This window comes from Microbispora sp. NPDC046973 (assembly GCF_040644495.1).
In the GTDB taxonomy this organism is placed as follows: Bacteria; Actinomycetota; Actinomycetes; order Streptosporangiales; family Streptosporangiaceae; genus Microbispora.
Map to the genome: position 1 here is coordinate 60,386 of NZ_JBEYWQ010000014.1, position 24,083 is coordinate 84,468.

General features: G+C 72.4%; 25 protein-coding genes. 5 read left to right on the forward strand and 20 right to left on the reverse strand.

The window, feature by feature from the left end; translation table 11 throughout:
* Window positions 1–151 precede the first annotated feature (151 nt).
* The 7 genes from ABZ860_RS24610 to ABZ860_RS24640 all read right to left on the reverse strand — a co-directional run bounded on the left by ABZ860_RS24610 (window position 152) and on the right by ABZ860_RS24640 (window position 7,848).
* Window positions 152–2,080: a toxin glutamine deamidase domain-containing protein gene (locus tag ABZ860_RS24610; protein ID WP_357224223.1), complete on the reverse strand. Its 1,929-nt coding sequence runs from the start codon at window positions 2,078–2,080 to the stop codon at window positions 152–154.
* Window positions 2,081–2,200: 120 nt separating this feature from the next.
* On the reverse strand, window positions 2,201–3,934 hold the full coding sequence (locus ABZ860_RS24615) for a molybdopterin-dependent oxidoreductase (RefSeq protein ID WP_357224224.1): 1,734 nt from the start codon (window positions 3,932–3,934) through the stop codon (window positions 2,201–2,203).
* A 46-nt stretch (window positions 3,935–3,980) separates the two neighbouring features.
* The gene (gene rdgB / locus ABZ860_RS24620) at window positions 3,981–4,583 is read right to left on the reverse strand and encodes an RdgB/HAM1 family non-canonical purine NTP pyrophosphatase (RefSeq protein WP_142560294.1); all 603 of its coding nucleotides are present in this window, start codon (window positions 4,581–4,583) and stop codon (window positions 3,981–3,983) included.
* 19 nt (window positions 4,584–4,602) lie between these two features.
* Window positions 4,603–5,319 carry a ribonuclease PH gene (gene rph / locus ABZ860_RS24625; RefSeq protein ID WP_357224226.1) on the reverse strand — a complete coding sequence of 239 codons (717 nt, stop codon included), beginning with the start codon at window positions 5,317–5,319 and terminating at the stop codon, window positions 4,603–4,605.
* A gap of 5 nt (window positions 5,320–5,324) precedes the next feature.
* Window positions 5,325–6,077, reverse strand: coding sequence for an MBL fold metallo-hydrolase (locus ABZ860_RS24630; protein ID WP_357224229.1), 753 nt, complete (start codon window positions 6,075–6,077; stop codon window positions 5,325–5,327).
* Window positions 6,074–6,919, reverse strand: coding sequence for a glutamate racemase (murI, locus tag ABZ860_RS24635; protein ID WP_357224230.1), 846 nt, complete (start codon window positions 6,917–6,919; stop codon window positions 6,074–6,076). The genes ABZ860_RS24630 and murI overlap by 4 nt, the downstream gene beginning before the upstream one ends.
* 134 nt (window positions 6,920–7,053) lie before the next feature.
* A complete protein-coding gene (locus ABZ860_RS24640) occupies window positions 7,054–7,848 on the reverse strand; it encodes a thioesterase family protein (RefSeq protein ID WP_357224233.1) in 795 nt (264 codons plus the stop codon).
* A gap of 253 nt (window positions 7,849–8,101) precedes the next feature.
* On the opposite strand from ABZ860_RS24640, the gene ABZ860_RS24645 reads away from it, so the two are divergent.
* Window positions 8,102–9,724, forward strand: a complete 1,623-nt coding sequence (locus ABZ860_RS24645) for a DUF3352 domain-containing protein (protein WP_357224236.1) — start codon at window positions 8,102–8,104, stop codon at window positions 9,722–9,724.
* Window positions 9,725–9,820: 96 nt separating this feature from the next.
* On the opposite strand, the gene ABZ860_RS24650 is transcribed toward ABZ860_RS24645, so the two are convergent.
* From ABZ860_RS24650 to clpS, 5 genes are all read right to left on the reverse strand, one after another.
* Window positions 9,821–10,768, reverse strand: a complete 948-nt coding sequence (locus ABZ860_RS24650) for a cysteine synthase (protein ID WP_357224237.1) — start codon at window positions 10,766–10,768, stop codon at window positions 9,821–9,823.
* Window positions 10,769–11,047, reverse strand: a complete 279-nt coding sequence (locus ABZ860_RS24655) for a MoaD/ThiS family protein (RefSeq protein ID WP_079315318.1) — start codon at window positions 11,045–11,047, stop codon at window positions 10,769–10,771.
* Between the two features lie 259 nt (window positions 11,048–11,306).
* A complete protein-coding gene (locus ABZ860_RS24660) occupies window positions 11,307–11,723 on the reverse strand; it encodes a M67 family metallopeptidase (protein WP_142560302.1) in 417 nt (138 codons plus the stop codon).
* 10 nt (window positions 11,724–11,733) lie between these two features.
* Complete coding sequence (locus tag ABZ860_RS24665) at window positions 11,734–12,258, reverse strand: DUF2017 domain-containing protein (RefSeq protein WP_357224240.1); 525 nt, start codon at window positions 12,256–12,258, stop codon at window positions 11,734–11,736.
* Entirely contained in the window at window positions 12,258–12,545 is a 288-nt protein-coding gene (gene clpS, locus ABZ860_RS24670) for an ATP-dependent Clp protease adapter ClpS (protein ID WP_357224242.1), read from the reverse strand. The genes ABZ860_RS24665 and clpS overlap by 1 nt, the downstream gene beginning before the upstream one ends.
* Window positions 12,546–12,590: 45 nt before the next feature.
* Between clpS and ABZ860_RS24675 the strand changes: the two genes are divergently transcribed.
* The 3 genes from ABZ860_RS24675 (at window position 12,591) to ABZ860_RS24685 (ending at window position 15,265) form a co-directional block, all read left to right on the forward strand.
* Window positions 12,591–13,868, forward strand: coding sequence for a nicotinate phosphoribosyltransferase (locus ABZ860_RS24675; protein ID WP_357224513.1), 1,278 nt, complete (start codon window positions 12,591–12,593; stop codon window positions 13,866–13,868).
* Between the two features lie 64 nt (window positions 13,869–13,932).
* Entirely contained in the window at window positions 13,933–14,505 is a 573-nt protein-coding gene (locus ABZ860_RS24680; RefSeq protein ID WP_357224244.1) for a nicotinamidase, read from the forward strand.
* Between the two features lie 115 nt (window positions 14,506–14,620).
* On the forward strand, window positions 14,621–15,265 hold the full coding sequence (locus ABZ860_RS24685) for a hypothetical protein (RefSeq protein ID WP_357224247.1): 645 nt from the start codon (window positions 14,621–14,623) through the stop codon (window positions 15,263–15,265).
* A gap of 18 nt (window positions 15,266–15,283) precedes the next feature.
* Here ABZ860_RS24685 and ABZ860_RS24690 read toward each other — a convergent pair whose 3' ends face one another.
* The 5 genes from ABZ860_RS24690 to ABZ860_RS24710 all read right to left on the reverse strand — a co-directional run bounded on the left by ABZ860_RS24690 (window position 15,284) and on the right by ABZ860_RS24710 (window position 20,315).
* Window positions 15,284–16,126, reverse strand: a complete 843-nt coding sequence (locus ABZ860_RS24690; RefSeq protein ID WP_357224250.1) for a hypothetical protein — start codon at window positions 16,124–16,126, stop codon at window positions 15,284–15,286.
* Window positions 16,123–16,623 (reverse strand): SigE family RNA polymerase sigma factor, encoded by a 501-nt coding sequence (locus tag ABZ860_RS24695; protein WP_357224252.1) that lies wholly within the window; start codon window positions 16,621–16,623, stop codon window positions 16,123–16,125. The genes ABZ860_RS24690 and ABZ860_RS24695 overlap by 4 nt, the downstream gene beginning before the upstream one ends.
* Before the next feature lie 206 nt (window positions 16,624–16,829).
* Window positions 16,830–18,584: a DEAD/DEAH box helicase gene (locus tag ABZ860_RS24700; RefSeq protein ID WP_357224254.1), complete on the reverse strand. Its 1,755-nt coding sequence runs from the start codon at window positions 18,582–18,584 to the stop codon at window positions 16,830–16,832.
* Between the two features lie 306 nt (window positions 18,585–18,890).
* Window positions 18,891–19,421 (reverse strand): hypothetical protein, encoded by a 531-nt coding sequence (locus ABZ860_RS24705; protein ID WP_357224256.1) that lies wholly within the window; start codon window positions 19,419–19,421, stop codon window positions 18,891–18,893.
* Window positions 19,422–19,844: 423 nt separating this feature from the next.
* Window positions 19,845–20,315, reverse strand: coding sequence for a hypothetical protein (locus tag ABZ860_RS24710; protein WP_357224259.1), 471 nt, complete (start codon window positions 20,313–20,315; stop codon window positions 19,845–19,847).
* A 481-nt stretch (window positions 20,316–20,796) separates the two neighbouring features.
* Between ABZ860_RS24710 and ABZ860_RS24715 the strand changes: the two genes are divergently transcribed.
* Complete coding sequence (locus ABZ860_RS24715; RefSeq protein WP_357224261.1) at window positions 20,797–21,174, forward strand: hypothetical protein; 378 nt, start codon at window positions 20,797–20,799, stop codon at window positions 21,172–21,174.
* Between the two features lie 275 nt (window positions 21,175–21,449).
* Here ABZ860_RS24715 and ABZ860_RS24720 read toward each other — a convergent pair whose 3' ends face one another.
* The 3 genes from ABZ860_RS24720 to ABZ860_RS24730 all read right to left on the reverse strand — a co-directional run bounded on the left by ABZ860_RS24720 (window position 21,450) and on the right by ABZ860_RS24730 (window position 24,055).
* Complete coding sequence (locus ABZ860_RS24720; RefSeq protein ID WP_357224263.1) at window positions 21,450–22,346, reverse strand: hypothetical protein; 897 nt, start codon at window positions 22,344–22,346, stop codon at window positions 21,450–21,452.
* 150 nt (window positions 22,347–22,496) lie between these two features.
* Window positions 22,497–23,723 (reverse strand): zinc metalloprotease, encoded by a 1,227-nt coding sequence (locus ABZ860_RS24725; RefSeq protein WP_357224264.1) that lies wholly within the window; start codon window positions 23,721–23,723, stop codon window positions 22,497–22,499.
* Window positions 23,724–23,794: 71 nt separating this feature from the next.
* Window positions 23,795–24,055: a DUF3039 domain-containing protein gene (locus tag ABZ860_RS24730; protein ID WP_030510937.1), complete on the reverse strand. Its 261-nt coding sequence runs from the start codon at window positions 24,053–24,055 to the stop codon at window positions 23,795–23,797.
* Window positions 24,056–24,083: the final 28 nt, after the last annotated feature.

Genomic DNA, 24,083 nt, shown 5'->3' on the forward strand with positions numbered 1-24,083 from the left:
GCCCGGGCCGCCCGCGCGAGCGGGCGCCCCGGGCGGCGCGGAGGCCCCAAGCGACACAGATGCCTAGGGCAGACGCGGATGCCCAGGCGACGCGGATTGCAGTCGGCGCCTATGCCCCGGGCGGGCGGCGGCGCCCCTCACACACGGGCGGTCAGAGGCGGCGGCCCTGGCGGTCGATCACCACCGCGAAGACCCCCGTGACGTCCTCGTACGGCGGTTCCACCGCCATGTGACCCCGCTGGGCGTCGATCCACAGGACCTCGCCCCGGCAGTTGACGGCGTTCCAGGCGTGGCTGCCTCCCCCGGCCCAGCGGGTGATGAGGACGGCGGCGGCGCCGTGGCCGCCGAAGATCAGCCGCTGCGCGATGGCCACGTACGCCCGGCGGCCGTGGCCCACGTATTCGAAGCGGTGCCCGAGCCACTCCTCGGCGCGGGCGACGCCTCCGGTCTCCCCGGTCAGCAGCGGGCGTCCCGACCCGTCGTACTCCGGCTGCCTGCGTGCCGCCACGACGGGCTCGCCGTGCCAGGTGGACATCACCGACAGCGCGCAGTCGACGGCGTTGTTGGACCTGAACGCGTCCTCCGTCGGGCCTTCGGCGTTGATCAGGCGGATCCAGGTGCCGCGCGGGTCCGGGAAGCGCCCGCTCACCGCCTGCGCGAGGCTCACCTGGCCGTCCGGATCCGCCTCGGCCAGGCCGCCGGGCCTGCCGTACGGGCGGGTGTCCTCCAGCCGTCGCGGGCGGCCCGGGCCGTCCAGCCAGTCGCGCTCGGTCTCGTCGTGCAGCACGGCCGACCAGAAGTCGTCGGCGTCCGCGAGGTCGTCCGCCTCAGGACCGTCGTCCACGATCCCGCCGGGCGTCTCCTCGTGCCACTCACCCCGGCTCGTCCCCGCCGCCCCGGACACGGCCTCAGGTGCGGCCGCAGGCGCCGTCGCAGGCGCCGTCGCAGGCGCCGTCGCACTGGGCGGTTGCCCCTGTCCGGCTCCGCCGACGGCACCGTTCAGGTGTCCGGAACGCTCCACCTCGGCCGCGGCCCTGCCCGGCTGCGCGGACAGTCGCGGCGCCGGCGCCGTCTCGGCGAGCCACTCGCTCTGCCCGGTCTCCCCGACGACGTCGTGTCCCGCCCTGGACAACGGCTCGCCCGGCCGATCGCCTTCGGCGGACGCCACGGCCGCCATGGTCTGGTCCGCCGCCGAACCGTCCGGCGTCCCGGCGGCGATCTCCGGTTGATCCTCGGGCTCGGCCGGGTCGTCGACGTCGTCCGCGTGCTCGGCGTCGCCGGCCCCGGTGCCGGTCTCGTCACCGGCCTCGGCGCCGGCCTCGTCATCGGCCGCCTCGATCCCGGCGGCAGGCCGCTCCTCCCCGTGCGCGAGGTCACCGGAGTCAGGCGAGCCGTACTCCCCCAGGTCTGAGTCATACGGGCCCGAGTCAGGCGAGCCCGAGTCATGTGCGCCCGGCTCCCCCGAGCCCGGCTCCTCCGCATCGGGCTCTTCCGTGCCGGGCTCTTCCGCAACGGACTCCTCCAGGGGCGGCGGCGTGCCGCCGGGTGCGGCGTCGGTGGCGGTCCCCGCGGTGGCTTCCTCGGCGATCTCCCCGGCCGCCGCCTCTTCCGCCGTCTCCTGGGCGTCCCCGGCGTCCCCGGCGTCTTCGAAGTCCCCGAAGTCTTCGCAGCCCTCGGCGTCTTCCCGATCCCCCGGGTCCGCGATGTCCCCTCTATCCCCGGTGTTCCCGGCGTCGGCGGGCGTCACGTCGGGGACGGCTTCCCTGGGGTCTGGCGGCTCTGCTTCCCTGGGGTCTGGCGACCCGGCGCGCCGCCCGGCCGGCGCCCCCATGCCGTGGCCCCCGCGTCCCCCCTTCTCGCCGTTCCTGGCGGCCGGCACCACGGGCATGGTCACGGTGTCCACGCCCAGCGGCAGCGCCGCGAGCCGCACTTCCAGGCGGCGGTCCTCCAGCGAGGGAGCAGGCGCCTCGGCGGCCTGCTCGTAGTCCCGCCATCGCCGGCCGTCGGCCGACACGACCGGGTTGTACACACCGGACGGCAACCGCCACCTCGCATGCCGGCGCGCCCTCTCCTGGTTCACGCGCTTGGCCCCCCTCCTCGCGCACATCAGGGTGCCGATGGTAGAGGCGGGCAGTCCGAGGCACGGCGGGTTTTCCCAACTCCAGACCCGGCTCTCCGCCGGAGCCCGTGCGGGGGATGGTCAGCCGGCCGTGACGGTGACCGTGTGGAAGCCCGTGGCGCCGTCGGGGGCGGGCGGGGCCTCGTCCGCGGTCTGGGTGTAGCCCGTCGCGTCGGTGGCCCGTACGGAGATCGTGTGCCGGCCCGGCGTCAGGTCCAGGTCGAGCGACCACTGCCGCCAGGTGTCCGGGCCGGGGGCGTCGGCGAGCCTCGCCTGCCGCCACGCGCCGCCGTCCACCCGCACCTCGACCGCGTCGACGCCGCGGTGCTGGGCCCAGGCGACCCCCGCCGCGGTCGTACGGCCCGCCGTGACCTTGTCCCCGTCACGGGGCAGGTCGATCCTGGACTGGGTCTTGATCGGGCCCCGGGGTGCCCAGCCGCGCGGCGTCCAGTAGGCCTCGTCGCGGTCGAACCGGGTGACCCTGATCTCGGTGACCCACTTCGTCGCCGACACGTATCCGTACAGTCCGGGCACGACCTGGCGGACCGGGAAGCCGTGGGCCTCCGGGAGCACCTCGCCGTTCATGGCCACGGCGAGCAGCGCGTCGCGGCCGTCCATGACCACGTCGACCGGTGTCCCGCAGGTCCAGCCGTCGTCGGAGACGCTGAGCAGCATGTCGGCCTCGCGGCGGATCCCGGCCTCGCGCAGCACGTCGGCGAGCCGGGCGCCGAGCCAGCGGGCGTTGCCCGCGTACGGCCCGCCGACGTCGTTGGACACGCAGGTCAGCGTGACGTCCGCCTCCGTCAGGGGGCGTTTGAGCAGGTCGGCGAAGGTCAGCTCGACCGGCCTGTCGACCAGCCCATGGATCTTCAAGGTCCAGCGGGCCGGGTCCACCGACGGCACGACGAGTGCGGTGTCCACGCGGTAGAACTCCGCGTTGGGCGTGACGAACGGCGTGAGGCCGGGAATCCGCAGGTCCGCCCCGGCGGGGATCGGCGCGGCCGGGCGCGCGGCGCGCGGCAGCATCCTGGCCACGCCGCGCCGGGCCAGTTCGGCGTCCTTGGAGCCCGACAGCAGCCATCCGCCGAAGCCTGCGACGCCCGCCACCGCGACCCCCGCGGCCGCCCCGGTCAGGAGCCTGCGCCGGTCGAAGGCGTACGGCGCGGAGTCCGATCCCGCGCCCGGCCCCGCTCCCGCCCGCATGACAGCCGGCACGGCGGGGCCGGGATCCGCCGCGCGGCTCTCCCCCGCGCGCCGATTCCCGGGCCCGCTCTCCTCCGCGCTCTCGGCCGGCGCGGGCACCACCAAGACCGAGTCACCCGTGCCCCGGTCGGCGGCCCGGCTGGCGGCCACGTACTCCTCCTCGCCGCTGCCCATGGCGCGGCGCGTCAGGCGCGACAGCGTCCAGGCGCCGGCCGCGGCGCCCGCGAGAGAGGGCAGGACGTGCGCCGCCCCCGCGTCCGGCCGGGACAGCGCCGCGGCGGCGCCGACGAGTCCGAACAGGGCCAGTCCCAGCGTGCCGTACGCCGTCCGGCGCCGGGCGAGCAGGCCGAGACCGGCGGCGACGAGCGCGAGCACGACGACGATGCCGCCGAGCAGGACCGGCTTGTCGTTGGAGCCGAAGGTGCGGATCGCCCATTCCTTGAGGCCGGCGGGCGTGGCGTCGACCGTCGCACCGCCCACGGCGACGACCGGCGCGGCGCCGGGATCGATCAGACCGGCGACGATCTGGGCCGCCCCGAGCGCCACCGCGCCGGCGACGAGGCCGGTCAGCGCGGCCGCCCAGGCGGGCATGCGGGTGCCTGCTGCGTTCACGTTCCGAACGCTACGCCCGCCCGCCCGCCGGGGTCTTACGGCGGTATTACGAGACGACCTCGGCGATCACCGGGGCGATCGCCCGGAACGCCTTGCCCCGGTGGCTGATGGCGTCCTTCTCCTCGGCCGACATCTCGGACGTCGTGCGGGTGTCGCCGTCCGGCACGAAGATCGGGTCGTAGCCGAAGCCGCCCGTGCCGCGCCGTTCGCGGATGAGGTGGCCGTGCACGGCCCCCTCCACCACGTGCTCCTCCCCCGTCGGCAGCGCGAGCGCGGCCGTGCAGGCGAAGTGGGCCTGGCGGCGGCCGTCCGGCACGTCGGCGATCTGCGCGAGCAGCAGGTCGAGGTTGGCGTCGTCGTCGCCGTGGCGGCCCGACCAGCGGGCGGAGAAGATGCCCGGCATGCCGTTCAGCGCCTCGACACACAGGCCGGAGTCGTCGGCGATGGCGGGCAGGCCGCTCTGCGAGGCGACCGCGTGCGCCTTGAGCAGCGCGTTCTCGGCGAACGTGAGGCCGGTCTCGGCCACGTCGCCGATGTGCGGGAACGCCTCCAGGCCGACGAGTTCGACCGGCACACCGGCGTCGGCGAGGATCCGGCGCAGCTCTACGATCTTCCCGGTGTTCCGGGTGGCCAGGACCACCTTGTTCATGCTGTCGTTCTCCCGTGGATCAGGCGAGGGCCTCGGCCTGCAGGCGGGTGAGCTCCGCGCAGCCGGCCGCGGCGAGGTCGAGCAGGCCGTTGAGCGTCGTCCGGTCGAACGGCGTGCCCTCGGCGGTGCCCTGCACCTCGACGTAGTCGCCCCTGCCGGTCATCACCACGTTCATGTCGGTCTCGGCCTTGACGTCCTCGCTGTAGTCGAGGTCGAGCATCGGCTCGGTGCCGACGACGCCGACCGAGACGGCGGCGACCGAGTTCACCAGCGGGTCGCCGGGGCACATCCGGCGCTGCCGCATCCAGGCGATCGCGTCGGCGAGGGCGACGTACGCGCCGGTGATGGCGGCGGTGCGGGTGCCGCCGTCGGCCTGCAGCACGTCGCAGTCGAGCAGGACGGAGTTCTCCCCCAGGGCCTTGTAGTCGACGCAGGCCCGCAGGGACCTGCCGATCAGCCGGGAGATCTCGTGGGTGCGCCCGCCGATCTTGCCGCGGACCGACTCGCGATCGTTGCGGGTGTTGGTCGACCGGGGCAGCATGGCGTACTCGGCCGTCACCCAGCCAAGGCCGCTGCCCTTGCGCCAGCGGGGCACGCCGCTCTCCACCGTCGCGGCGCACAACACCCTGGTGCCCCCGAACTCCACCAGGACGGAACCCTCCGCGTGGGCGAGCCAGTTCCGGGTGATGGTCACGGGGCGAAGCTGGTCGGAACGACGACCGTGTGAACGAGCCATACGGGTCACCCTAGGTCATACACGGCCCCGCTCCGCGCCAACTCCATCGGGCCGGCGAAGCCGCCGCGCGAGGCGTCCTCCAGGATGCGGGACTTGTCGTACCACGGGACGAGATGGGTGAGGACGAGCGCGCCGGCCTCGGCACGGGCGGCGTGCTCGGCCGCCTGCCTGCCGCTCAGGTGCAGGCCGGGGGTCAGGCCCGGCTGGTCGAGGAAGGACGCCTCGCACAGCAGCACGTCGGCCTCGTGGGCCAGCTTGACCAGCTCGGCCGACTCGCCGGTGTCCGCCGAGTACGCGACGGAACGCCCCTGGTGGGCGACGCGGAAGCCGTAGGTCTCCACCGGGTGGTTCATCGGGGCGGCCGTCACCTCGAACGGGCCGACGTGCCGGGTGCCGGGCGACAGCCGTACGAAGTCGAAGGAGTTCTCCAGCACGGGCTCGTCCGGCATCGCGTACGCCGCGTTGAGCCGCTTGGAGGCGCCGGCGGGGGCGTGGACGGGCACCTTCGGGAGCGGGCCGTCAGGGGTGTAGGTGCGCACGACGTGGTAGGCGCACAGGTCGAGGCAGTGGTCGGCGTGCAGGTGGGACAGGAGGATGGCGTCGACGTCGTAGAGCCCGGCGTGCCGCTGCAGCGCGCCCAGCGAGCCGTTGCCGAAGTCGAGCAGCAGCCGGAAGCCCTCGGCCTCCAGCAGGTAGCAGGAGGACGGGCTGTCGGGGCCGGGGAAGCTGCCCGAGCACCCGATGATCGTCAACTTCATCGCGAACTCCCTACGCCGCTGACGTCGCCGATGCCGGAGGCGGTCCGCTCCACCGACTGGAGCTCGGGACCGAGGAAGCGCTGCCCGAGCCGTTCGAACAGCTCGGTGTCGCCGGTCGCCCGGAAGCGGTGCCCCGGCTCGCCCGCGCCGTTGGACAGCCCGCGGTCGTGCAGGATGCGGTAGACGTCCTTGGCCGTCTCCTCGGCGCTGGACACCAGCGTGACCCCGTCCCCGGCGACGTACGACAGGGCGCCGGTGAGCAGCGGATAGTGCGTGCAGCCGAGGATCAACGTGTCGCAGCCCGCGTCCTGGATCGGCTTGAGATAGCCCCTGACCACCTCGATGAGCTCCTCGCTCATCGTCTCGCCCCGTTCGACGAACTCCACGAGCAGGGGGGCGGCCACCGCGACCAGCTCGACGTCGGGGGCGGCGGCGAAGGCGTCGTGGTAGGCCATCGACTCGATGGTGGCCCGCGTGGCGATCACGCCGACCCTGCCGTTCCTCGTGGCCCGCACGGCCCGCCGGGTGGCCGGCTGGATCACCTCGACGACCGGGACGTCGTAGCGCTCCCTGGCGTCCCTGAGCACGGCCGAGCTCGCGCTGTTGCACGCGATGACCAGCATCTTCACGTCGTGCTCGACCAGGTGGTCCATGACCTCCAGCGCGTACGCGCGGAGCTCGGCGATGCTCTTTGGCCCGTACGGCTGGTGGGCCGTGTCGGCCACGTAGAAGATCGATTCGTGGGGCAGCTGGTCGATGATCGCCCGGGCGACCGTCAGGCCGCCCACGCCGCTGTCAAAGATCCCGATCGCCCTGGTGTTGTCCTCCGGCACGCTTCCCAAGGTTAGGGGACTGATCCCCGCCGCCGACGGTAAGAATGCTCACATCGCGCGCCGGGCCGCGAGGGGCGCGGCTGCGCCCTGGGCCGAGCAGCGCCCGGAGCCGCCGGGCCGCAGGCGCGGCGGGCGAACGCGGCTCAGCCGCGGCCGAGCCGCGCGATCTGGCGAGACTGGGCGACCAGCCGGCCCGCCGAGTCCCACACCTCGACCTCCTCGTCGAACCAGCCGTCGCTGATCAGCCGTCCGCCGCCGATCAGGGTCAGCCACCCCGGCGCGGGCAGGGCCCGCAGGTGCCAGGTGAGCTCCACGGTCGGCGCCCATCCCCGCGCCCCCGCGGAGAACACGACCGGCGGCAGCGCGTCCACCGCGAGCGCCAGCACGTACGGGTCGGGGTCCTGCGGCTCGGCCAGCCGGAAGTACGCCCGCGACTCGGGCCGCCCGGTCGGCGCGCCGGTGAGCCAGCCGATCGTGGGCGGGTCGAACGCGAGCTCTATCTGGGCGCTGAAGTTCATGTTCGACTCGGGCTTGGGCTGCGGCAGGCGCACGCAGTCGGCCAGGTCCGGCATGACGGCCGACGGGCCGTCCGTCCATTCGGGGGCCGCCTCCCCGTCCAGCGTCGCGGTCGTGACGAGCATCTCGATGAACGACTCGCCGTCCTGGACCAGCCGCGCCCGGGCCATCGCCGCCGTACGGCCCGTCTTGAGCGGCTCGAGCACCACCCGGGCCGGGCCGGGGCGGGCCACCCGGAGAAACTGGGCACTCGTGGAGACCGGGTGCGCGTGGGGCGAGGCGTCCACCACGGCGCGCAGCATCGTGGCCATGAGATAGCCGCCGTTCAGCGGCCCTCCGAGGGAGTATCCGTCGTCGAGACACACGTCATAGGTGGTGTCGTCGACCCGGATGGCCTGCGTCGCCTCGTCGAACTTGGTCATGCGTCCCTCGCCGCTCTACCGAATATTGTTCTGCTCATTACTCTAGCGTGGCGCTCCACTGGAGGGCGCGGTGGGCTCGCCCGGGGGGCCGGCGCCGCGCTCGCAGGGGCCGGCACCGAGCTCGCGGAGTCTGGCACCACGCTCCCGGGAGGGCCGGCCCCGCGCTCGCGGTCAAGCGGGCTGCAAGCGCGCCGCTACCGGCCGGGCCTAGCTTCGCGGCGTACCCCGACGACGACGCCTGTGAGTGAGCCCCATGTCCCCCGACACCTCCCCGCACGACCCGAGCCCCTGGCGGCCGGGCGACGAACCCGACCTCGACCGCACCGTCGCCTATCGCGTTCCCCGCCCGCCGGCGAACGAGGCGCACACCGTGCGGCTGCCGTCCTGGACGGAGCCGGAGGAGATCGGCTTCGCCACCGTGCCCGCCCCTCCGGCGCCGCCTCAGGACCGGGGCCGGCGGGGGCGCGGCTGGATCCTCGCGCTGGTGGCCGCCGTGCTCGTCGGCGTGGTCGGGGGCGGCGGCGTGTGGGCCGCCTCGAAGCTCAGCGGCGGCGGCACGCAACCCCAGGACGTGCTGCCCGCGAACGCGATGGCCTACGTCCGGCTCGACCTCGACCCGTCGGCCGGGCAGAAGCTCGCGTTGTTCGGCATCGCCCGCAAGTTCTCGGCCACCCGCGACTCCTTCGGCGGCGACGACCCGCGCAAGGCTGTCGTCACCGCGCTGCAAAAGGACGAGCCCGACCTCTCGAAGGTCGACTACGCCAGGGACGTCGAACCCTGGCTCGGCGACCGCGTCGGTCTCGCCGTGCTGCCCGCGGACGGCGGCGGCGACCCCGTCGGTGCGCTCGCCGTACAGGTGAAGGACGAGGCGGCGGCCCGGACCGGCATCGCCAAGATGGGCCTCGGCGGCGGGAGGGGCGGCCTGGCGTTCCGCGACGGGTACGCGGTCATCGCCACGAGCCAGAAGCTGGCCGACGAGTACGTCAAGGCGGCGCCGCTGTCCGGCGAGCCCCGTTTCGCCGCCGACCTCGGCGCGCTGGGCGAGCAGGGCGTGCTGTCGTTCTGGATGGACGTGGAGAAGGTCGCCGACGCCGGCTGGAGCGAGGTCGCCGCGACGCCCGTGCTGCAGCAGATCAGGGGCATGCGGTTCGCCGGCGCCCTCCGGTTCTCCGGGGACTACGCCGAGCTGGCCGGCATCACCCGCGGCGGGACGGCCACGCCGGGCCGGCCCGAGCCGGTGAAGATCGGCGAGCTGCCCGCCTCCACGGTCGCGGCGGCCTCGATCTCCGGCCTGGGCGACCTGCTGCGCGAGCAGTGGCCGTCCCTCGAACGGACGGCGAGCGGCCCGGGCGGCGAGACGGTCAGGCAGGCCCTCGACCAGGCGCGGGCGCAGTACGGCCTGTCCCTGCCGGACGACCTCGTCACGCTGCTCGGCCGCACCCTCACGCTCGCCCTGGACGAGCAGGACCTGGACGGCGCACAGCCCCGGGTCGGCGCCGTGCTCACGACGGACACCGCCAAGGCGCGCGACGTGGTGGACCGGGTCAAGAGCCACCTGAACGGCATGGAGAGGCCGGCCGACATCTCCACCGCCGAGGGCGACGGACGGTTCGTGATCGCGAGCACCCAGGAGTACGCCGACACGCTCAACGGCGGCGGCACGCTCGGCGAGAACGAAACCTTCCGCCTGGCCGTCCCGGACGCCGCGAACGCCGCCTACGCCGTGTACGCCGACCTCGACCGGCTGGAGAAGCTGTACCTGAACGGCCTGAACGGCCAGGAGCGCGCCGACGTCGAGAAGCTGCGGGCGGTCGGCCTGAGCGGCACCCACGGCGAGGACGGCTCGACCTTCACCCTCCGGGTCGTGTTCAACTGATCGCCATACTCCGGCTCACCCCGTCCGAACCGGAACTCCGGCCCACCCATGCCGGAGCGGGCGGGGTGAGCCGGTCGGTCTTCCGCCGGTGGGGCGTCAGGCCCAGAGCTGGCCTTCGAGGCGGTCCTCCGCCTCGTCGAGGGTGCCCTCGTAGGCCCCGGTGGACAGGTACTTCCAGCCGCCGTCGGCCACGATGAACACGATGTCGGCCCGCTCCCCCGCCTGGACGGCCTTGCGGGCCATGCCGAGGGCCGCGTGCAGGGCACAGCCCGTCGAGATGCCCGCGAAGATGCCCTCAGCGGCCAGCAGCTCCCGGGTCCGGCGCAGCGCGTCGGCCGAGGTCACCGAGTAGCGGGTGGTCAGCACGGACGCGTCGTACAGCTCGGGCACGAACCCCTCGTCCACGTTGCGCAGGCCGTAGACCAGTTCGCCGTACCGCGGCTCGGCGGCCACGATCTTCACGTCCGGGACCTGCTCGCGCAGGTAGCGGCCGACGCCCATGAGCGTGCCGGTCGTGCCGAGCCCGGCGACGAAGTGGGTCACGGTCGGCAGGTCGGCGAGGATCTCGGGCCCGGTCGACTCATAGTGGGAGCGCCAGTTGGCGGGGTTGCCGTACTGGTAGAGCATGACCCAGTCGGGATGCTCGGCCGCGAGGCCCTTGGCCACCCGTACGGCCTCGTTGGAGCCCCCCGCCGCCGGCGAGGAGATGATCTCGGCGCCCCACATGCGCAGCAGCTGACGGCGCTCCTCGGAGGTGTTCTCCGGCATGACGCAGATCAGCTTGTAGCCCTTGAGCCGGGCCGACATCGCCAGCGAGATGCCGGTGTTGCCGGAGGTCGGCTCCAGGATCGTGCAGCCCGGCGTGAGCAGCCCGTCCTTCTCGGCCTGCTCGATCATCCACAGCGCCGGCCGGTCCTTGATCGACCCGGTCGGGTTGCGGTCCTCCAGCTTCGCCCATATCCGTACGTCCGGAGACGGCGAGAGCCGGGGCAGACCCACCAGCGGAGTGCGCCCGACCGAGTCGATCAACGAGTCGAAGCGCATCTAGCGCGCTCCGCCCGCGACGGCCGGGAGCACGGTCACGGTGTCGCCGTCGGCGACGGGCGTGCCGAGCCCGCCGAGGAAACGTACGTCCTCGTCGTTGAGGTAGACGTTGACGAAGCGGCGCAGCCCGGACTCGTCCACCAGCCGGTCCTTCAGGCCGGGGTGGCGCGACTCCAGGTCGCCGATCAGCTCTTCGAGGGTCGATCCCTTGGCGTTGACCGCCTTGGCGCCATCGGTGTAGCTGCGGAGGATGGTAGGAATGCGGACCTCGATGGCCATGTCGGCTCAATCTCCTTGATCAGTGGTCGTCGTTATGGTGGGCGTCCACCTGCTCTGAACAGGGGCGGGCGGGCGGCGATTCCAGCGGTCTTCTTCCCCGGCGCCGAGCGGGCGGCCGGGTTCAGCGACAGTCGTAGACGACGACAGACGGCGTGTGCGCGAAGAGGAACGCCTGAACAGGAGATTCCGGGCGTACCCGGCGCGACAGGACAGCCGGTGACGACACGGGACGAGCGTCATCGTTAGCCATGGTTCAAGTTTAACCGTACGACTCTACGATCTTGACTTCCTCCTCGGTCACGACCCCGTCCACGATCCGGTAGGACCGGAAGGGCGTCTCCTCCTCGGAGGCGGTCGACACCAGCACATAGTGGGCGTCGGGCTCGGAGGCGTAGCTGATGTCCGTGCGGGACGGGTACGCCTCGGTGGCGGTGTGGGAGTGGTAGATCACGACCGGTACCTCGTCGCGGTCGTCCATCTCCCGCCACACGCGGAACTGCTCCATCGAGTCGAACCGGTAGAACGTCGGGGAGCGCTCGGCGTTCTCCATGGGGACGAACCGCTCGGGACGGTCGGACCCGGCGGGCCCGGCCACGACGCCGCACGCCTCGTCGGGGTGGTCGGCCCGGGCATGGGCCACGATCTTGTCGACCAGCTCGCGTGAGATCGTCAGCATGCTGGGAAACCTACCAAAGCGCCCTGACAAGGGTGTCCTGCAGGTAGGTCAGCCAGTCGTAGGTCACGAACGCCGGATAGCGGGGGTCCTCCTCGGACATCGAGGCGATCTCCTCGTGGACCTCCTCGGTGACCTCCAGCCGCACGCCGAGCGCGAGGCGGACGTCGTTGATCGCCCGCAGCCACGCCTGCCCCTGCTCGGCGGTCAGCGTCAGCCGGCCCGGCGCCGCCGTCTCCAGCAGCGTCGTGGCGTCGGCCCGCTTGCCGTCGCGCAGCGTCGCCTCCGTGTAGCGCCGGAACTCCTGCGCCGCGTCCTCGTCGTCGGCGTACGCCGAGGGGAACAGCCGCGCGAGCACTGGGTCGGCCGGTGGGGCCGCGGAGCCGATGCCCAGGGCGCGCTCCAGCGGATCGTCGCCGGTCGTCCCCGGCTCGACCAGGCCGAGCACCTGCGACACCAGCGATCGCAGGATCGACACCTCGCCCGCGTCGAGCTGGACGGTCACCCCGTCGCGCGTCGCCTTGAATCCCGTGCTCATCACGTGTCCTGCTGGACGGTCGCCCACAGGCCGTAGGAATGGAGGATCTGCACGTCCCGCTCCATCTCCTCCCGGGTGCCGCTGGCGACGACGGCCTTGCCCTTGTGGTGGACGTCCATCATCAGCTTCTCCGCCTTCTGCCGGGGATAGCCGAACACGGTCTGGAAGACGTACGTGACGTACGACATCAGGTTGACCGGGTCGTTCCACACGATCGTGAGCCACGGCAGATCGGGCCGCACGTCCGACGACGGACGCTCGACCTCGGTTGGAGCTGTGCTACCCACGTACCCATCCTGCACCACGACCGTCGTAGTCTTCGACACGTGCGCATGACCACGGGCACGGCCCTGCTGACCGACCAGTACGAACTGACGATGCTCCAGGCCGCGCTCGCCAGTGGCGCGGCCGATCGGCGGGCGGTCTTCGAGGTGTTCGCCCGGCGGCTGCCCGGAGGACGGCGCTACGGAGTGGTGGCCGGCACCGGGCGGTTCCTCGACGCGCTCGAGGACTTCCGCTTCGAGGAGCAGGACATCGAGTTCCTGTGCTCCTCAGGGATCGTGGACGAGCCGACCGGCGAGTTCCTCGCCGGCTACCGCTTCTCCGGCAACGTGTACGGCTACCGCGAGGGCGAGGCGTTCTTCCCCGGCTCGCCGATCTTGGTGGTGGAGGGGACGTTCGCCGAGGCCGTGCTGCTGGAGACCGTGGCCCTGTCGATACTCAACCACGACTGCGCGATCGCGGCGGCCGCCTCCCGGATGGCCCAGGCGGCCGGCGAGCGTCCGCTCATCGAGATGGGCTCGCGCCGCACCCACGAGTACGCCGCGGTGGCCGCCGCCAGGGCCGCCTACCTGTGCGGCTTCGCCTTCACCTCCAACCTCATGGCCGGCCGCCTCCACGGCGTGCCGACCGCCGGCACCGCCGCCCACGCGTTCACCCTGCTCCACGACTCGGAGGAGGACGCCTTCCGGGCCCAGATCGACTCCCTCGGGCTCGGCACCACCCTGCTCGTGGACACCTACGACGTGGCGAAGGCCGTACGCACCGCGGTGGAACTGGCCGGGCCCGACCTCGGCGCTGTGCGCATCGACTCCGGCGACCTCGCGGTGGTGGCGGTGGAGGCACGCCGCCTGCTCGACGAACTGGGCGCGAGCCACACCCGGATCGTCGTCACCAGCGACCTGGACGAGTTCGCGATCGCGGCGCTGGCCGCCGCGCCGGTGGACGCCTACGGCGTCGGCACCGCCCTGTCCACGGGTTCCGGCCATCCGACGGCCAGCCTCGTCTACAAGCTCGTCGCCCGGGAGGACCGCGCGGGACAGCTCCAGCCCGTCGCCAAGGCGTCGGTCGGCAAGCCGAGCGTCGGCGGGCGCAAGTGGGCCTACCGCAGGACCAGCGGCGGCACCGCGACCGCCGAGGTGGTCACCCGCGAGCCCTTGGAGACCGGCGACCGCCCGCTGCTGGCCGAACTCGTGCGGGACGGCAAGGTCGTCGGCCGCGAGAGCCTGGAGGCCGCCCGCGACCGTCACCGGGCGACTTTGGCCGAGTTGCCACTGGAGGCGTGCAGCCTCTCCCCTGGAGACCCCGCAGTCCCTACTATCTTCAAGTGATCGCGGGGGACCGGCGCATGAGGACGACGCCGGTCCTCCGTGATCGCCACTGTGAGGTGACCCCATGAAGACCGCGCTCGTCGTCGTGGACGTGCAGAACGACTTCTGCGAGGGCGGCAGCCTGCCGGTCGGCGGCGGCGCCGAGGTGGCCGCCGCGATCAGCCGCCACGTCCACGAGCACGCCTATGACCACGTGGTCGCGACCCGCGACTACCACGTCGATCCCGGGGCCCACTTCGCGGACGAGCCCGATTTCGTGGACTCCTGGCCGCCGCACTGCGTGGTCGGCACCTCCGGCGCCGACTTCCACCCGGCCTTCGACACCGCGAAGGTCGAGGAGGTCTTCAGCAAGGGCGCGCGGCAGGCGGCCTACAGCGGGTTCGAGGGCGCCACCGCCGACGGCGTGGACCTGGCCGCGTGGCTGCGCGAGCGCGGCGTGGAGGCCGTCGACGTCGTCGGCATCGCCACCGATCACTGCGTCCGGGCCACCGCCCTGGACGCGGCGGCAGGCGGCTTCGCCGTACGGGTCCTGCTGGACCTGACGGCCGGCGTGGCCCGGGAGACGACCGAGTCGGCGCTCGCCCGCCTCGCCGAGGCCGGAGTCGAGCTCACCGGGGAGCCCGTCCTCCGCTCCTGATCGGCGAATCCGGCGACCCGGGCGGCCCAGCCGGGACACGCACGCGATCGGGACGTCAATGTCTTCACCACGAAGCGTCACGGGTGTATTACCTAGAGCGACGACCCTTCGTGGATTGGCGGCCCCGATGTTCGCGTTCCTGCTCGGCCTCAGCTGGCTCGTCCTGACCCCGGTCTGCATCTGGCTGCTCTTCGGGCGCGGCCACCGGGGCGTGCTCCGCGCCACGGGCGCGCTGACGCTGGCGGCCCTGCAGGCGGTCACGATGGTCGTGGGATTCACGCAGGAGCCCGCCCGGATCCCCGCCCAGACGGTCGCCGTACGCGACCCGCGCGCCGGCGCCGGGCGGCCGCCAGGCGTGCCGCCTGCGCAGTCCCCCCAAGCGACACCGTCTCCGTCCCCGGCACCGGCACCGAGCGGCCCTCCCGCCTGCGATTCCCGCGTCCCCGATCCCGAGGCCGTACGGCTGTCGTTCCACGGCAGGGCCCTGCACGGCCTCACGGTGTACTGGCCCGCGTCGCCCGCACAGTGCGACACGGCGACGGTGGCCGTCCACCAGGCCGGGCACCGGCTGCGCATCTGGCTGCGCGAGGGCACCGAGGCGAGGCGGCACGAGGGAGCGCACAACGTTCCCGTACGCGTGGAGCAGGGCGTGGCCTCCCTCAGCCTCCGGCTCAGCCCGGTCACCCGGCACCACCGGCGTTACGTGGCGATCAACGGCCACACCGGCGACAAGATCCCGTTGCGCTCCCGCACCTCCTGACGGCGGCCGCCGCCCTGGTCATCCTGCCGGCGTCGATACGCTCGCGAACGGGCTGTCGCCGTCGGTCAGAGATTCGCCGTCGGGCAGCGGTTCACCGTCCGGCAGGGGCGAGGGCTTGTCTGCCCGGTCGTAGACCGCGGCGGTCCACCTGCCCGGTCGCTCGCCGACCACGGCCGACAACTGGTCGCGCACCTCAGGGCGCAGCAACGCCCGGCCCTGAGCGGTCTCGTCGCACTTCACCGAGGCCGGGCACGCCGCCTTGGGGACCGGAGCGTTCGAAGGAAAGACCCAGATCCGCAAGGACCGTCCAGGCTGCAGCCAGCCGGACGGCGCCGACAGCCGGTCGTGGTGCCCGCCCGGCGAGTCCCCGCACCGTCCGGCGGAGCCGCCCGTCTCTCCGCCCTTGAGCGGCAGCGCCACGACGACCCAGGCCCGCGGGTCGTCGCAGACCACCTTGTATCCCGTGTAGTAACTGGTCGGAGTGAAGGTCAGGGTCTGCCCGGTGCCCATCGTCTCGAACCGCCAGGCCTTGATGGGACGCAGGTCGAACTTCTCGGCTCCCAGCACCACAGAGAACCTGTCGGGAAGCTTCGGCCAGCGCGCGGGCTGTGCGGAGCCGGTGGGCTGAGCGGCGACCGTCGTCCGGTCGGCCCCGGGTCGGCCGGTCAGCAGGCCGTTTCCCAGCGCGACGGCCACGATGGTGAAGGCGACGGCGGCTCCGGCCGTCACCGCCCGCCGCGTGCGGCGGATGCGGCGGCCTCGCCGGACGATCGCGTCGACAGGGGCGGCCGGTTCCCGGCCGGCGCGTTCCCGGCCGCGCTCATCCAGCAGTGTGCGCAGGTCGCTTTCGGTGTGCCTCATCGCTGGGCCCTCCCCATCGTCATGGTCTGGATGTCCGGATCGACGCGAAGACGGCCGAGGGCCCGGCTGAGCTGGGTCTTCACCGCTCCCAGCGAGCAGCCGACGATGTCGGCGACCTGGGTGAGCGTCCGGCCCTCATAGTAGTGCAGGACGATCACCGCGCGCTGCCGCGGGGACAGCGCGCCGATCGCGCTCCACAGCGCGGCCTGATCGGCCACCTCCGTCGCCGCGTCACGAGGATCGGCCGCCTCGGGGATCGTCTCGGCCGGGATCTCCCCGCGCCAGCGCCTGCGCCACCAGGAGGCGTGGGTGTTCACGATGATGCGATAGACGTAGGGGTCGGGGTTGCCCTCGATCCGCCTCCAGGCGACCCATGCCTTCGCCAGCGCCGTCTGCACCAGGTCCTCGGCCGTGCCCCAGTCCCGGGCGAGGAGATACGCCATCCGGCACAGCCGTAGATGCCGCTGTGCCACATATTCGGCGAACCCGTCGTCCATCGATCATCTCCGTCTCGTCGTCTCCGGCGATGACTACCGCCCGGGAGGCGCGTTCGGATGACAGACGGAATCACGGAAGGCACCGGCCCGCCGATCGGGTGCGGCTCGGACCGCGGGCCGGGCAGGCCGGGGCGCGGACGCTTCAGGCCGCGGGCCGGGCGCGCCGCCTCAGCCTGTGGGGCGGGCGGGCCCGGCGTGCCGCGCGGTCACCTGCGCTGGGTCGCCCACTTGCGGATCATCGCGATGCGCTCGCGGACCTGCTCGGCGGTGGCCTGCGCGATGGCGGGGCCGCCGCAGGCGCGGCGCAGCTCGGCGTGGATGACGCCGTGCGGCTGGCCGGTGCGGTGGTTCCACGCGCCGACGAGGCCGTTCAGCTCCTTGCGGAGCTCGGCGAGCTGCTCGTGCGGCGCGAGAGCCGGAGCACGCTCCTCGCTCTTTTTGGTCTTGCGCTTGGCCGCCTGCTGGTCGGCCTGGCGCTTGCGCAGCAGCGAGGCCACCTGGTCGGGCTCCAGCAGGCCGGGCAGGCCGATGAAGTCCTCCTCCTCCGGCGAGCCGGGCGCGGCGGCGGTGCCGAACTCACCGCCGTCGAACAGCACCCGGTCGAAGGTCGCCGAGGCCTCCAACGTCTGGAAAGGCAGCTCGTCGCCGAGCGCGTCGGGCTGCTTCTTCTCCTGCTGGGCCTGCTCCAGCAGCAGGTCGTCGAGGCCGTCCTCGTCGCGACGACGGCCCAGCACGTGGTCGCGCTCCTCCTCCATCTCGCCCGCCAGGCCCATGAGGACGGGCACCGAGGGCAGGAAGACCGACGCGGTCTCCCCCCGCTTGCGGGCGCGGACGAAACGCCCGACGGCCTGGGCGAAGAACAGCGGGGTCGAGGTGCTCGTGGCGTAGACCCCGACGCACAGCCGGGGGATGTCGACGCCCTCGGAGACCATCCGGACCGCGACCAGCCAGCGCCGGTCGGAGGCGCCGAAGTCCTTGATCTTCTTGGACGCTCCCGGGTCGTCGGAGAGCACGACCTCGGCGCCCTCGCCGGTAACCGCGCGGATGTGGCGCGCGTAAGCCCGGGCCGCCTCGTGGTCGGAGGCGATGACCAGGCCACCCGCGTCGGGCACGCCCCGCCGCACCTCGGTGAGGCGGCGATCTGCCGCGTGGATGACCTGGCGGATCCAGTCGCCCTTCGGGTCGAGGGCGGCCCGCCACGCCTGCGAGAGCTGGTCCTTGGTCAGCGGCGTGCCGAGCGTGGCGGCGATCTCGTCGCCCGCGCGCGTGCGCCACTTCATCTCCCCCGAGTACGCCAGGAAGATGACCGGCCGGACGACGCCGTCGGCCAGGGCCGGGCCGTACCCGTAGGAGTAGTCGGAGACGCTTCGCATCGCCCCCTCGCCGTCCTCCACGTAGGTGACGAACGGGATCGGGCTGTCGTCGGACCGGAACGGCGTGCCGGTCAGCGCCAGGCGCCTGGTCGCGGGCTCGAACGCCTCGCGGACGCCGTCGCCCCACGACTTCGCGTCGCCGGCGTGGTGGATCTCGTCGAAGATCACCAGGGTCTTGCGCGCCTCGGTGCGGGCCCGGTGCAGCGCCGGGTGCATGGCGATCTGCGCGTAGGTGACCGCGACGCCGACGTAGTCGCGCGAGGTGGCGCCCTGGCTGTTCTTGAACTCGGGGTCGATGCTGATCCCGACCCGGGCCGCGGCGTCGGCCCACTGCCGCTTGAGGTGCTCGGTGGGGGTGACGATCGTGATGGCGCGCACGACCCCGCGGCTGAGCAGTTCGCTGGCGATCCGCAGTGCGTACGTCGTCTTGCCGGCGCCAGGGGTGGCGACGGTCAGGAAGTCGCGCGGCTCGCGGCTGAAGTAGAGGTCGTAGGCCTGCTGCTGCCATGCGCGCAGCTTCGGGGCGGTGCCCCAGGCGGCTCTGTCGGGGTAGGACGGGGAGAGGTGGGACGCGGCCGAAACGCTCAACGACGCCTCCCCGAACTCATCGGAACACTGGTGTCTCTATCGGTTCGCTCCCTCACAGTGGATTCAGACTAGCCCGCCCGACCGACAAGACGTGCCGCCCACGCGCAGGGTGGTCCGAAATAGCCCGGTGTGGCAATCCCCACAGCGTCAGGATCGGGCGCCGAGGTAGGCCCTCCGGCCGCGCACCGGCGAGCCCTACCCGAGACCGCACATCGGCGCCTTAAGAACGATCGGGGCGGGGGCCCGCGAAGCCGTCCGGTATCCGCGTCCCCCGCCCCGACATCGGCTAGCCGACCGCGCTCGTCGTCACAGGCGCGTCGCCCTGGTGCAGTCGGTGGCGGTCAGCGGAAGGGTCGAGGCACCGCTTGTGCTCGCGACGCTGCAGTCCGAGTAGTAGATGCCCCCGTCGGCCTTCCGCACGGTGACCCGCAGCCGCCCCGCCGGAATGCCGCTCGCTCCGAGGTTGGAAAGAGCGGTGGTGCCGTTGGGCGTGAAACCTGTGCTTGGCGAGGGGGCCAGCGTGATGTCGTACAGGTATCCCGGGCTGAACACCGAGGTGATGTCGGCCCAGCCCGTGCCGTCGTTGACGAACACGCGGCCCCTGCGCGCCGACCCGGTAAAGGTGTTCGAGGTGAGCGGGGTCACGGCGGTCCCGGTCGTTGCCGGCACGGTGAAAGTGGTGATGATGTTCGCCGAGTCGAGACGCGGGTAGGGAATGGTCTTCTTCTCCCCGCCCTGAGGGTTCGTCGCCGAGGGCGCGGCGGGGGCGGTCTTCGCCGGGGCGGCGCTCGCCGCGAAGGAGCCCGACAGGCTCACGGTCGCACAGGTCACCGCCACCGCGGCGGACCACATCAGCAGGCGACCGGCGCCACGCGAACCAGAGGCCGAGCCGCTCCTATGAGAAACCAATTTCATTTCCCCCCAAGGTGAGAATTGGTCTTTTCGGGTTCACCGCGTTTTCGTGCGATGCGACCTCGAAGATACCTGTCCAGAGAAACGCGGACAGCGAGCCACCTATCGAATACCGGCAAACAGATGTCATGCCTATCTCAAAGCCGTTTCGGGGAAAACAGTCGCCTACCGTCATATCGGCCGCCCAAGCGAAGGTTCGCGCATTTGCCCCGGCAGTCACCGGACGCGGGAAACGAGGATGCGGCCCGACCTGCCGGCCGTCACCGGTCAATAACCGCGAGCGGCCCGCAGGAGATTTGGACTCCTGCGGGCCGTCGGTCCGTGGTCGTGAGTTCGTCCTGTCCGCCGTCAGTCGCGCAGACGCTGCCAGGGGCTGCACGGCAAGGGCGCGGGCGCCTGCGGAAGAGCGTTCCTCACGTTGCAGATCGTGAAGAAGATGTTGCTGTCGGACGTCCGCGCGACGATCGCGAGGGTCCCGCCGGTCTCCGAACCTGCGTCCTCGGTCGCGGTGATGTTGGTCACGAAAGCTCCCCGGCTACCCGGCACGCGCCGCAGGCTCTGCCAGCCCAGCGGCTCGCTACGCGGGTCGAAGACGAACGGGGCCCCGTTGTTGGCGGACACGGCGAAGTTGACCGGACCATTGGGCATGCCCCGCGAGACGATGGTGGAGTCGAGCCACCGGACCGGCTCCCGCCCGCGCTTCGGGTCGTTCCCGTTGACGTGAAGCGGCACCGACGCCGGCGCGCTGAGCTGGCGCTCCGTGGCAGGCCTCGTCGTCGCGGTGTCGGCACTGGCGGCCAGCGGAGCCGACAGTCCCACAAGCGCACCGGCCACCGTCGTCGCGGCGGCCCAGGTAAGGAGGCGACCGACGGTGTGCGGGCCTGAAACCGAAGTGCTCCTACGAGAAATCAATTGATTTCCCTCCCAATGACGAGAATTGGACTTTCCGGGTCACCGCGTTCTCGAGCGATGCAGCCCCGAAGCTACCCCTCAATGGGAACGAAGGCACTGAGACACCTTTCGGTGCACGGCAAACATAAGTTACGGCTAGTTCAAAGCCGACCACTTTCTATAAATCTTTCCACGCCCGCCCGTCTCGTCGTCTTTTTGCGACGATTCACGACGCTTCCTATGGAATTTCGGAGCCGATCCGATACGCCCCGGCTTGGCCGGTGGAACCGTGACACGCGCCACGAACAAATCAAGCTCTCGGTCAGGAGCGGCCATCCCGGCGTGGCGAGTGAACGTCATCGCGGCCACGCGACATAGAACGGGATCGCCATCTCGATAGGAGGCCCACATGCTGATCACGCGTTGGATCGCAGACATGACAGAGAACCCGCGAAGGGAGACGCACAGCCGGTCAGTCCTGGCAGCGGCGGTCGTGGCGGCCGGCCTGGTGCCCCTGGCCGCCCTGCCCGCCGTCGCGGCGCAGCAGGCGCACGATCGCCGAGACGGCGAGCGGATCAGCGTCGTCGGAGAACCGGAACCGACCACACTGCTGGCCAACCCCGGATCGTTCGGACCCGCCGACGTTCCCACCACAGCGCCCGGAGCCGGAGGGCTCGGACCCGCCACATCCGGCAGCCGGTCGTTCGGACCCGCCGACGTTCCCATCGGACTGGGCGGCAGTGGATCGTCCGGAGCCGCCGGCTTCGCGAATCAGCCCACTCGCTGAACGACACCATCCAAGGCCACCGAGACTCGCGGTCGCGCGCCGCCTGAGAAGCGGTCGGCCGATCGGGCGACGTCGTGATCTCGTCGTGCGGGTCGTCATGCGCTGAGCCGCGTCTACGGCGGGGAACCGCGTCGGCCGTTATGCCGGTGTGAACCCACGGCCTCCCGGAGACAGCCCCTTCGACGAGCGATGACCTCCGGGAGGCCGTGGCATGCCGTCGCCCCGCGTCGTCCCGGATCATCCGATCCACCGCCGCCCGAGCCGCCCGCGGGGCATCAGCGGGCTCCCCACATCAGGCCCTCGATCTCGGCGCGTGACTGGGGACGGTCGGGATGGGCCAGTCCGAGCAGGACCGTGCTGCCGCCGTCCGGCCGGGTCAGCAGGGTCACCCGCATGAAGGCGGGTTCGTTCACCACGTCGGTGTACTCCGCCCGTACGGCCCGCGTGTGACCTGGCCGCCCGCCGACGGTCACCGCGCGGTCGTCCAGCACCTCGACCTTGTCCCCGTGCAGCAGCAGCTGCGCGTAGAGATCGCTCAGGTCGATGACGGCCGACCGCAGGTTGGGCGGGTCCACCCGGTCGCCGGGCCGGGCCATGACCGTGGCGCTGTCCCCGCGCGCGGCGACGGAGGTGAAACCCGTCACGGGCGCGACCACCCCCTCCCGCCACTGCGGCGGCAACGTGTAGGCGACCCCGGCGATCTGATCGTGGATCACCGTGGGGGGCGCGCTCTCGGCGCGGTGCAGGACCGTGACCACCACCGCGCCGATGACGGCGGCCGAGCAGACCAGCGCGAGGCCGCCGACGAGAAGGCGCCGCAGCCACCGCGGCATCGGGCGGGGCGGCGTCTCGGGCGCGCGGTAGCGGCGGGCCGAGGGGGGCAGGTCGTCCTCGGGCTCCGGGGACTCCAGGCCCAGTGAGGGCCAGACGGGGCGGTCGACCTCGCGCTCGGCGACCGGCGCGCCGTACAGGCCGGTGAGGCTCTCCTCCGCGGAGTCCCGGTCCGGCTCACGGCCGCCATACGGCCGTGAGGGCCACTGGGGGGACGCGGGCGGCGTGGACGACCGCGGCGACCCGTCCGGGACGCCGTACGGGCGAGTGGGGCCCTGTTTGGACGGCCGGGACCCCTCCTCGGCGGGGGGCCAGACCCGGCGCATCCACTGGTCATCCACAAAGCCTCCCCGGGCGGCCTGGCCGGGCGCGTGGGACGGAACCGGCGAGCGACTCGGCGCTCAGGGCCGGGCGCGAGACTTCGTGACCATGAACGCTGCTGTGGAGTTACTCACACCCGCGCCGCGACGTCAACGGCTCCGGCCGATTCGTCATCGCCCTGTTCCTCGCGGCGACTCCGCATCGCCTTGAGCGTCGTCGGCCGGGTCCTCAGGGCCCTGTGCGGCGGCGAGGCTCGGCACAGGGTCGGTGGGGCCGTCCGCGCCGTCCGCGGCGACCTCCTGAAGCCCCGCGGCGGCCTTCTTCAGCCCCGCGTCGGTTCCCTGCGGGGCGGGGCGGCGATAGGCGTCCCACATCTGGTGGACGCGTACGCCCTGGCCCGCCGTGAACTCGCGCATGCAGCGGTCCTGCGCGTAGTCCATGAAGTTGTGGATCGGATCGCCGCCCGATGCGGGGCAGGTGTCCTTCTTGGCGGGGCAGCCGTTCGTCGGGTACGCCTCGGCGGGGGTGTCGTCCACCGAGTCGCCCGGGGCCTTGCAGCCGTTCTCGAAGGTGTGCAGCAGGCCCAGCCAGTGGCCGATCTCGTGCACGGCGGTGAAGCCTCTGGCGAAGTCGCGCAGCGGGCCGCCGGGGACGCTCCGCCAGTCGATCACCACGCCGTCCAGCACGGGCTCGTCGTCGTACCAGTACGGGTAGGTGGAGTAGCCGAGCACGAGCCGGCTCAGCTGGGCGATGTACAGGTTGAGCGTCTCCGGACCCCCGGCCCGCAGCTTCTTCTTCATCGGCTCCTCGTAGCCGAGGGGGTCGCGGAACCAGTTCCGGTTGTCGGTGTGCGTGATGCCCTTGAGCTCGAAGCGCACGCCGGTGTCGGCCCCGCCGTACCCGCCGGAGTAGGCGGTGTTCAGCACGGCGATCTGCCGGGAGACGGCGGCGTCGGGCAGGCCGAGCACGTGGTCCCTGATGATGTGCACCCACACCGGGACGGTGATCCGCTCGACGGCTCCGGCAACGCTCCGCCGGTCACTCGCAACGCTCCCCGGCCGCGCCGTGGCTCCCTGCTGCGGGATGACTCCGGGCTGCGCGGTGCTTCTCGGCTGCGGGGTGCCGAGCCTGCGGGCCAGGTCGGCCGCCATCCGGGCGACCTCGTCCGGGCCCGGCTCACGCGGCTCCAGGGCGTGCGTGAGCGCCCCTACGCCGTGCCGGCGCTGCGCGACGGCGTGACGGACGAGACAGGCGTCCGGCCGGGAGGCGGGCGATCCGCGCAGTCCGGCGCCGGTGAGACCACCGGCCGCCCGGGAGGCGGCGGACGCCGGGGCGGCGCAGGCGCCGCCCAGCGCGTAAAGGCATGCAAGGAAGACGGCGATGGGTCGCCGAACCATTCGTTCCCCCGATACGGCTGGTCAGAAGGCTGACCCTAGCCGCCGGGGAGGCGATGATCCCGTATCGACACTCACTCGCCGGACGGTTCGCCCTTGGGCAACCCCTCGTAGATCTCCTTGCACTCCGGGCAGACCGGATACTTCTTCGGGTCGCGGCTGGGCACCCAGACCTTGCCGCACAGGGCCCGCACCGGCGCGCCGGTCACGTAGCTCTCAGTGATCTTGTTCTTGTCGGCGAAGTGCGAGAAGCGCTCGTGGTCACCGTCGCCGTGCGAGAGCCGGGGTGTTACGTCGCTCTCGGGAAGAATCTTCGTGCCGCTCACGGATACCAAGTCTACTGAGCGAGCGGGCGGCCCCGGC

Excerpts from the sequence above, each read along its gene's own strand:
- rdgB (WP_142560294.1), bottom strand. The coding sequence starts at position 4,583 with ATGAACAAGGTGGTCCTGGCCACCCGGAACACCGGGAAGATCGTAGAG.
- rph (WP_357224226.1), bottom strand. The coding sequence starts at position 5,319 with ATGGCTCGTTCACACGGTCGTCGTTCCGACCAGCTTCGCCCCGTGACC.
- ABZ860_RS24630 (WP_357224229.1), bottom strand. The coding sequence starts at position 6,077 with ATGAAGTTGACGATCATCGGGTGCTCGGGCAGCTTCCCCGGCCCCGAC.
- ABZ860_RS24640 (WP_357224233.1), bottom strand. The coding sequence starts at position 7,848 with ATGACCAAGTTCGACGAGGCGACGCAGGCCATCCGGGTCGACGACACC.
- ABZ860_RS24645 (WP_357224236.1), top strand. The coding sequence starts at position 8,102 with ATGTCCCCCGACACCTCCCCGCACGACCCGAGCCCCTGGCGGCCGGGC.
- ABZ860_RS24650 (WP_357224237.1), bottom strand. The coding sequence starts at position 10,768 with ATGCGCTTCGACTCGTTGATCGACTCGGTCGGGCGCACTCCGCTGGTG.
- ABZ860_RS24655 (WP_079315318.1), bottom strand. The coding sequence starts at position 11,047 with ATGGCCATCGAGGTCCGCATTCCTACCATCCTCCGCAGCTACACCGAT.
- ABZ860_RS24660 (WP_142560302.1), bottom strand. The coding sequence starts at position 11,723 with ATGCTGACGATCTCACGCGAGCTGGTCGACAAGATCGTGGCCCATGCC.
- ABZ860_RS24665 (WP_357224240.1), bottom strand. The coding sequence starts at position 12,258 with ATGAGCACGGGATTCAAGGCGACGCGCGACGGGGTGACCGTCCAGCTC.
- ABZ860_RS24675 (WP_357224513.1), top strand. The coding sequence starts at position 12,591 with ATGACCACGGGCACGGCCCTGCTGACCGACCAGTACGAACTGACGATG.
- ABZ860_RS24680 (WP_357224244.1), top strand. The coding sequence starts at position 13,933 with ATGAAGACCGCGCTCGTCGTCGTGGACGTGCAGAACGACTTCTGCGAG.
- ABZ860_RS24690 (WP_357224250.1), bottom strand. The coding sequence starts at position 16,126 with ATGAGGCACACCGAAAGCGACCTGCGCACACTGCTGGATGAGCGCGGC.
- ABZ860_RS24695 (WP_357224252.1), bottom strand. The coding sequence starts at position 16,623 with ATGGACGACGGGTTCGCCGAATATGTGGCACAGCGGCATCTACGGCTG.
- ABZ860_RS24715 (WP_357224261.1), top strand. The coding sequence starts at position 20,797 with ATGCTGATCACGCGTTGGATCGCAGACATGACAGAGAACCCGCGAAGG.
- ABZ860_RS24725 (WP_357224264.1), bottom strand. The coding sequence starts at position 23,723 with ATGGTTCGGCGACCCATCGCCGTCTTCCTTGCATGCCTTTACGCGCTG.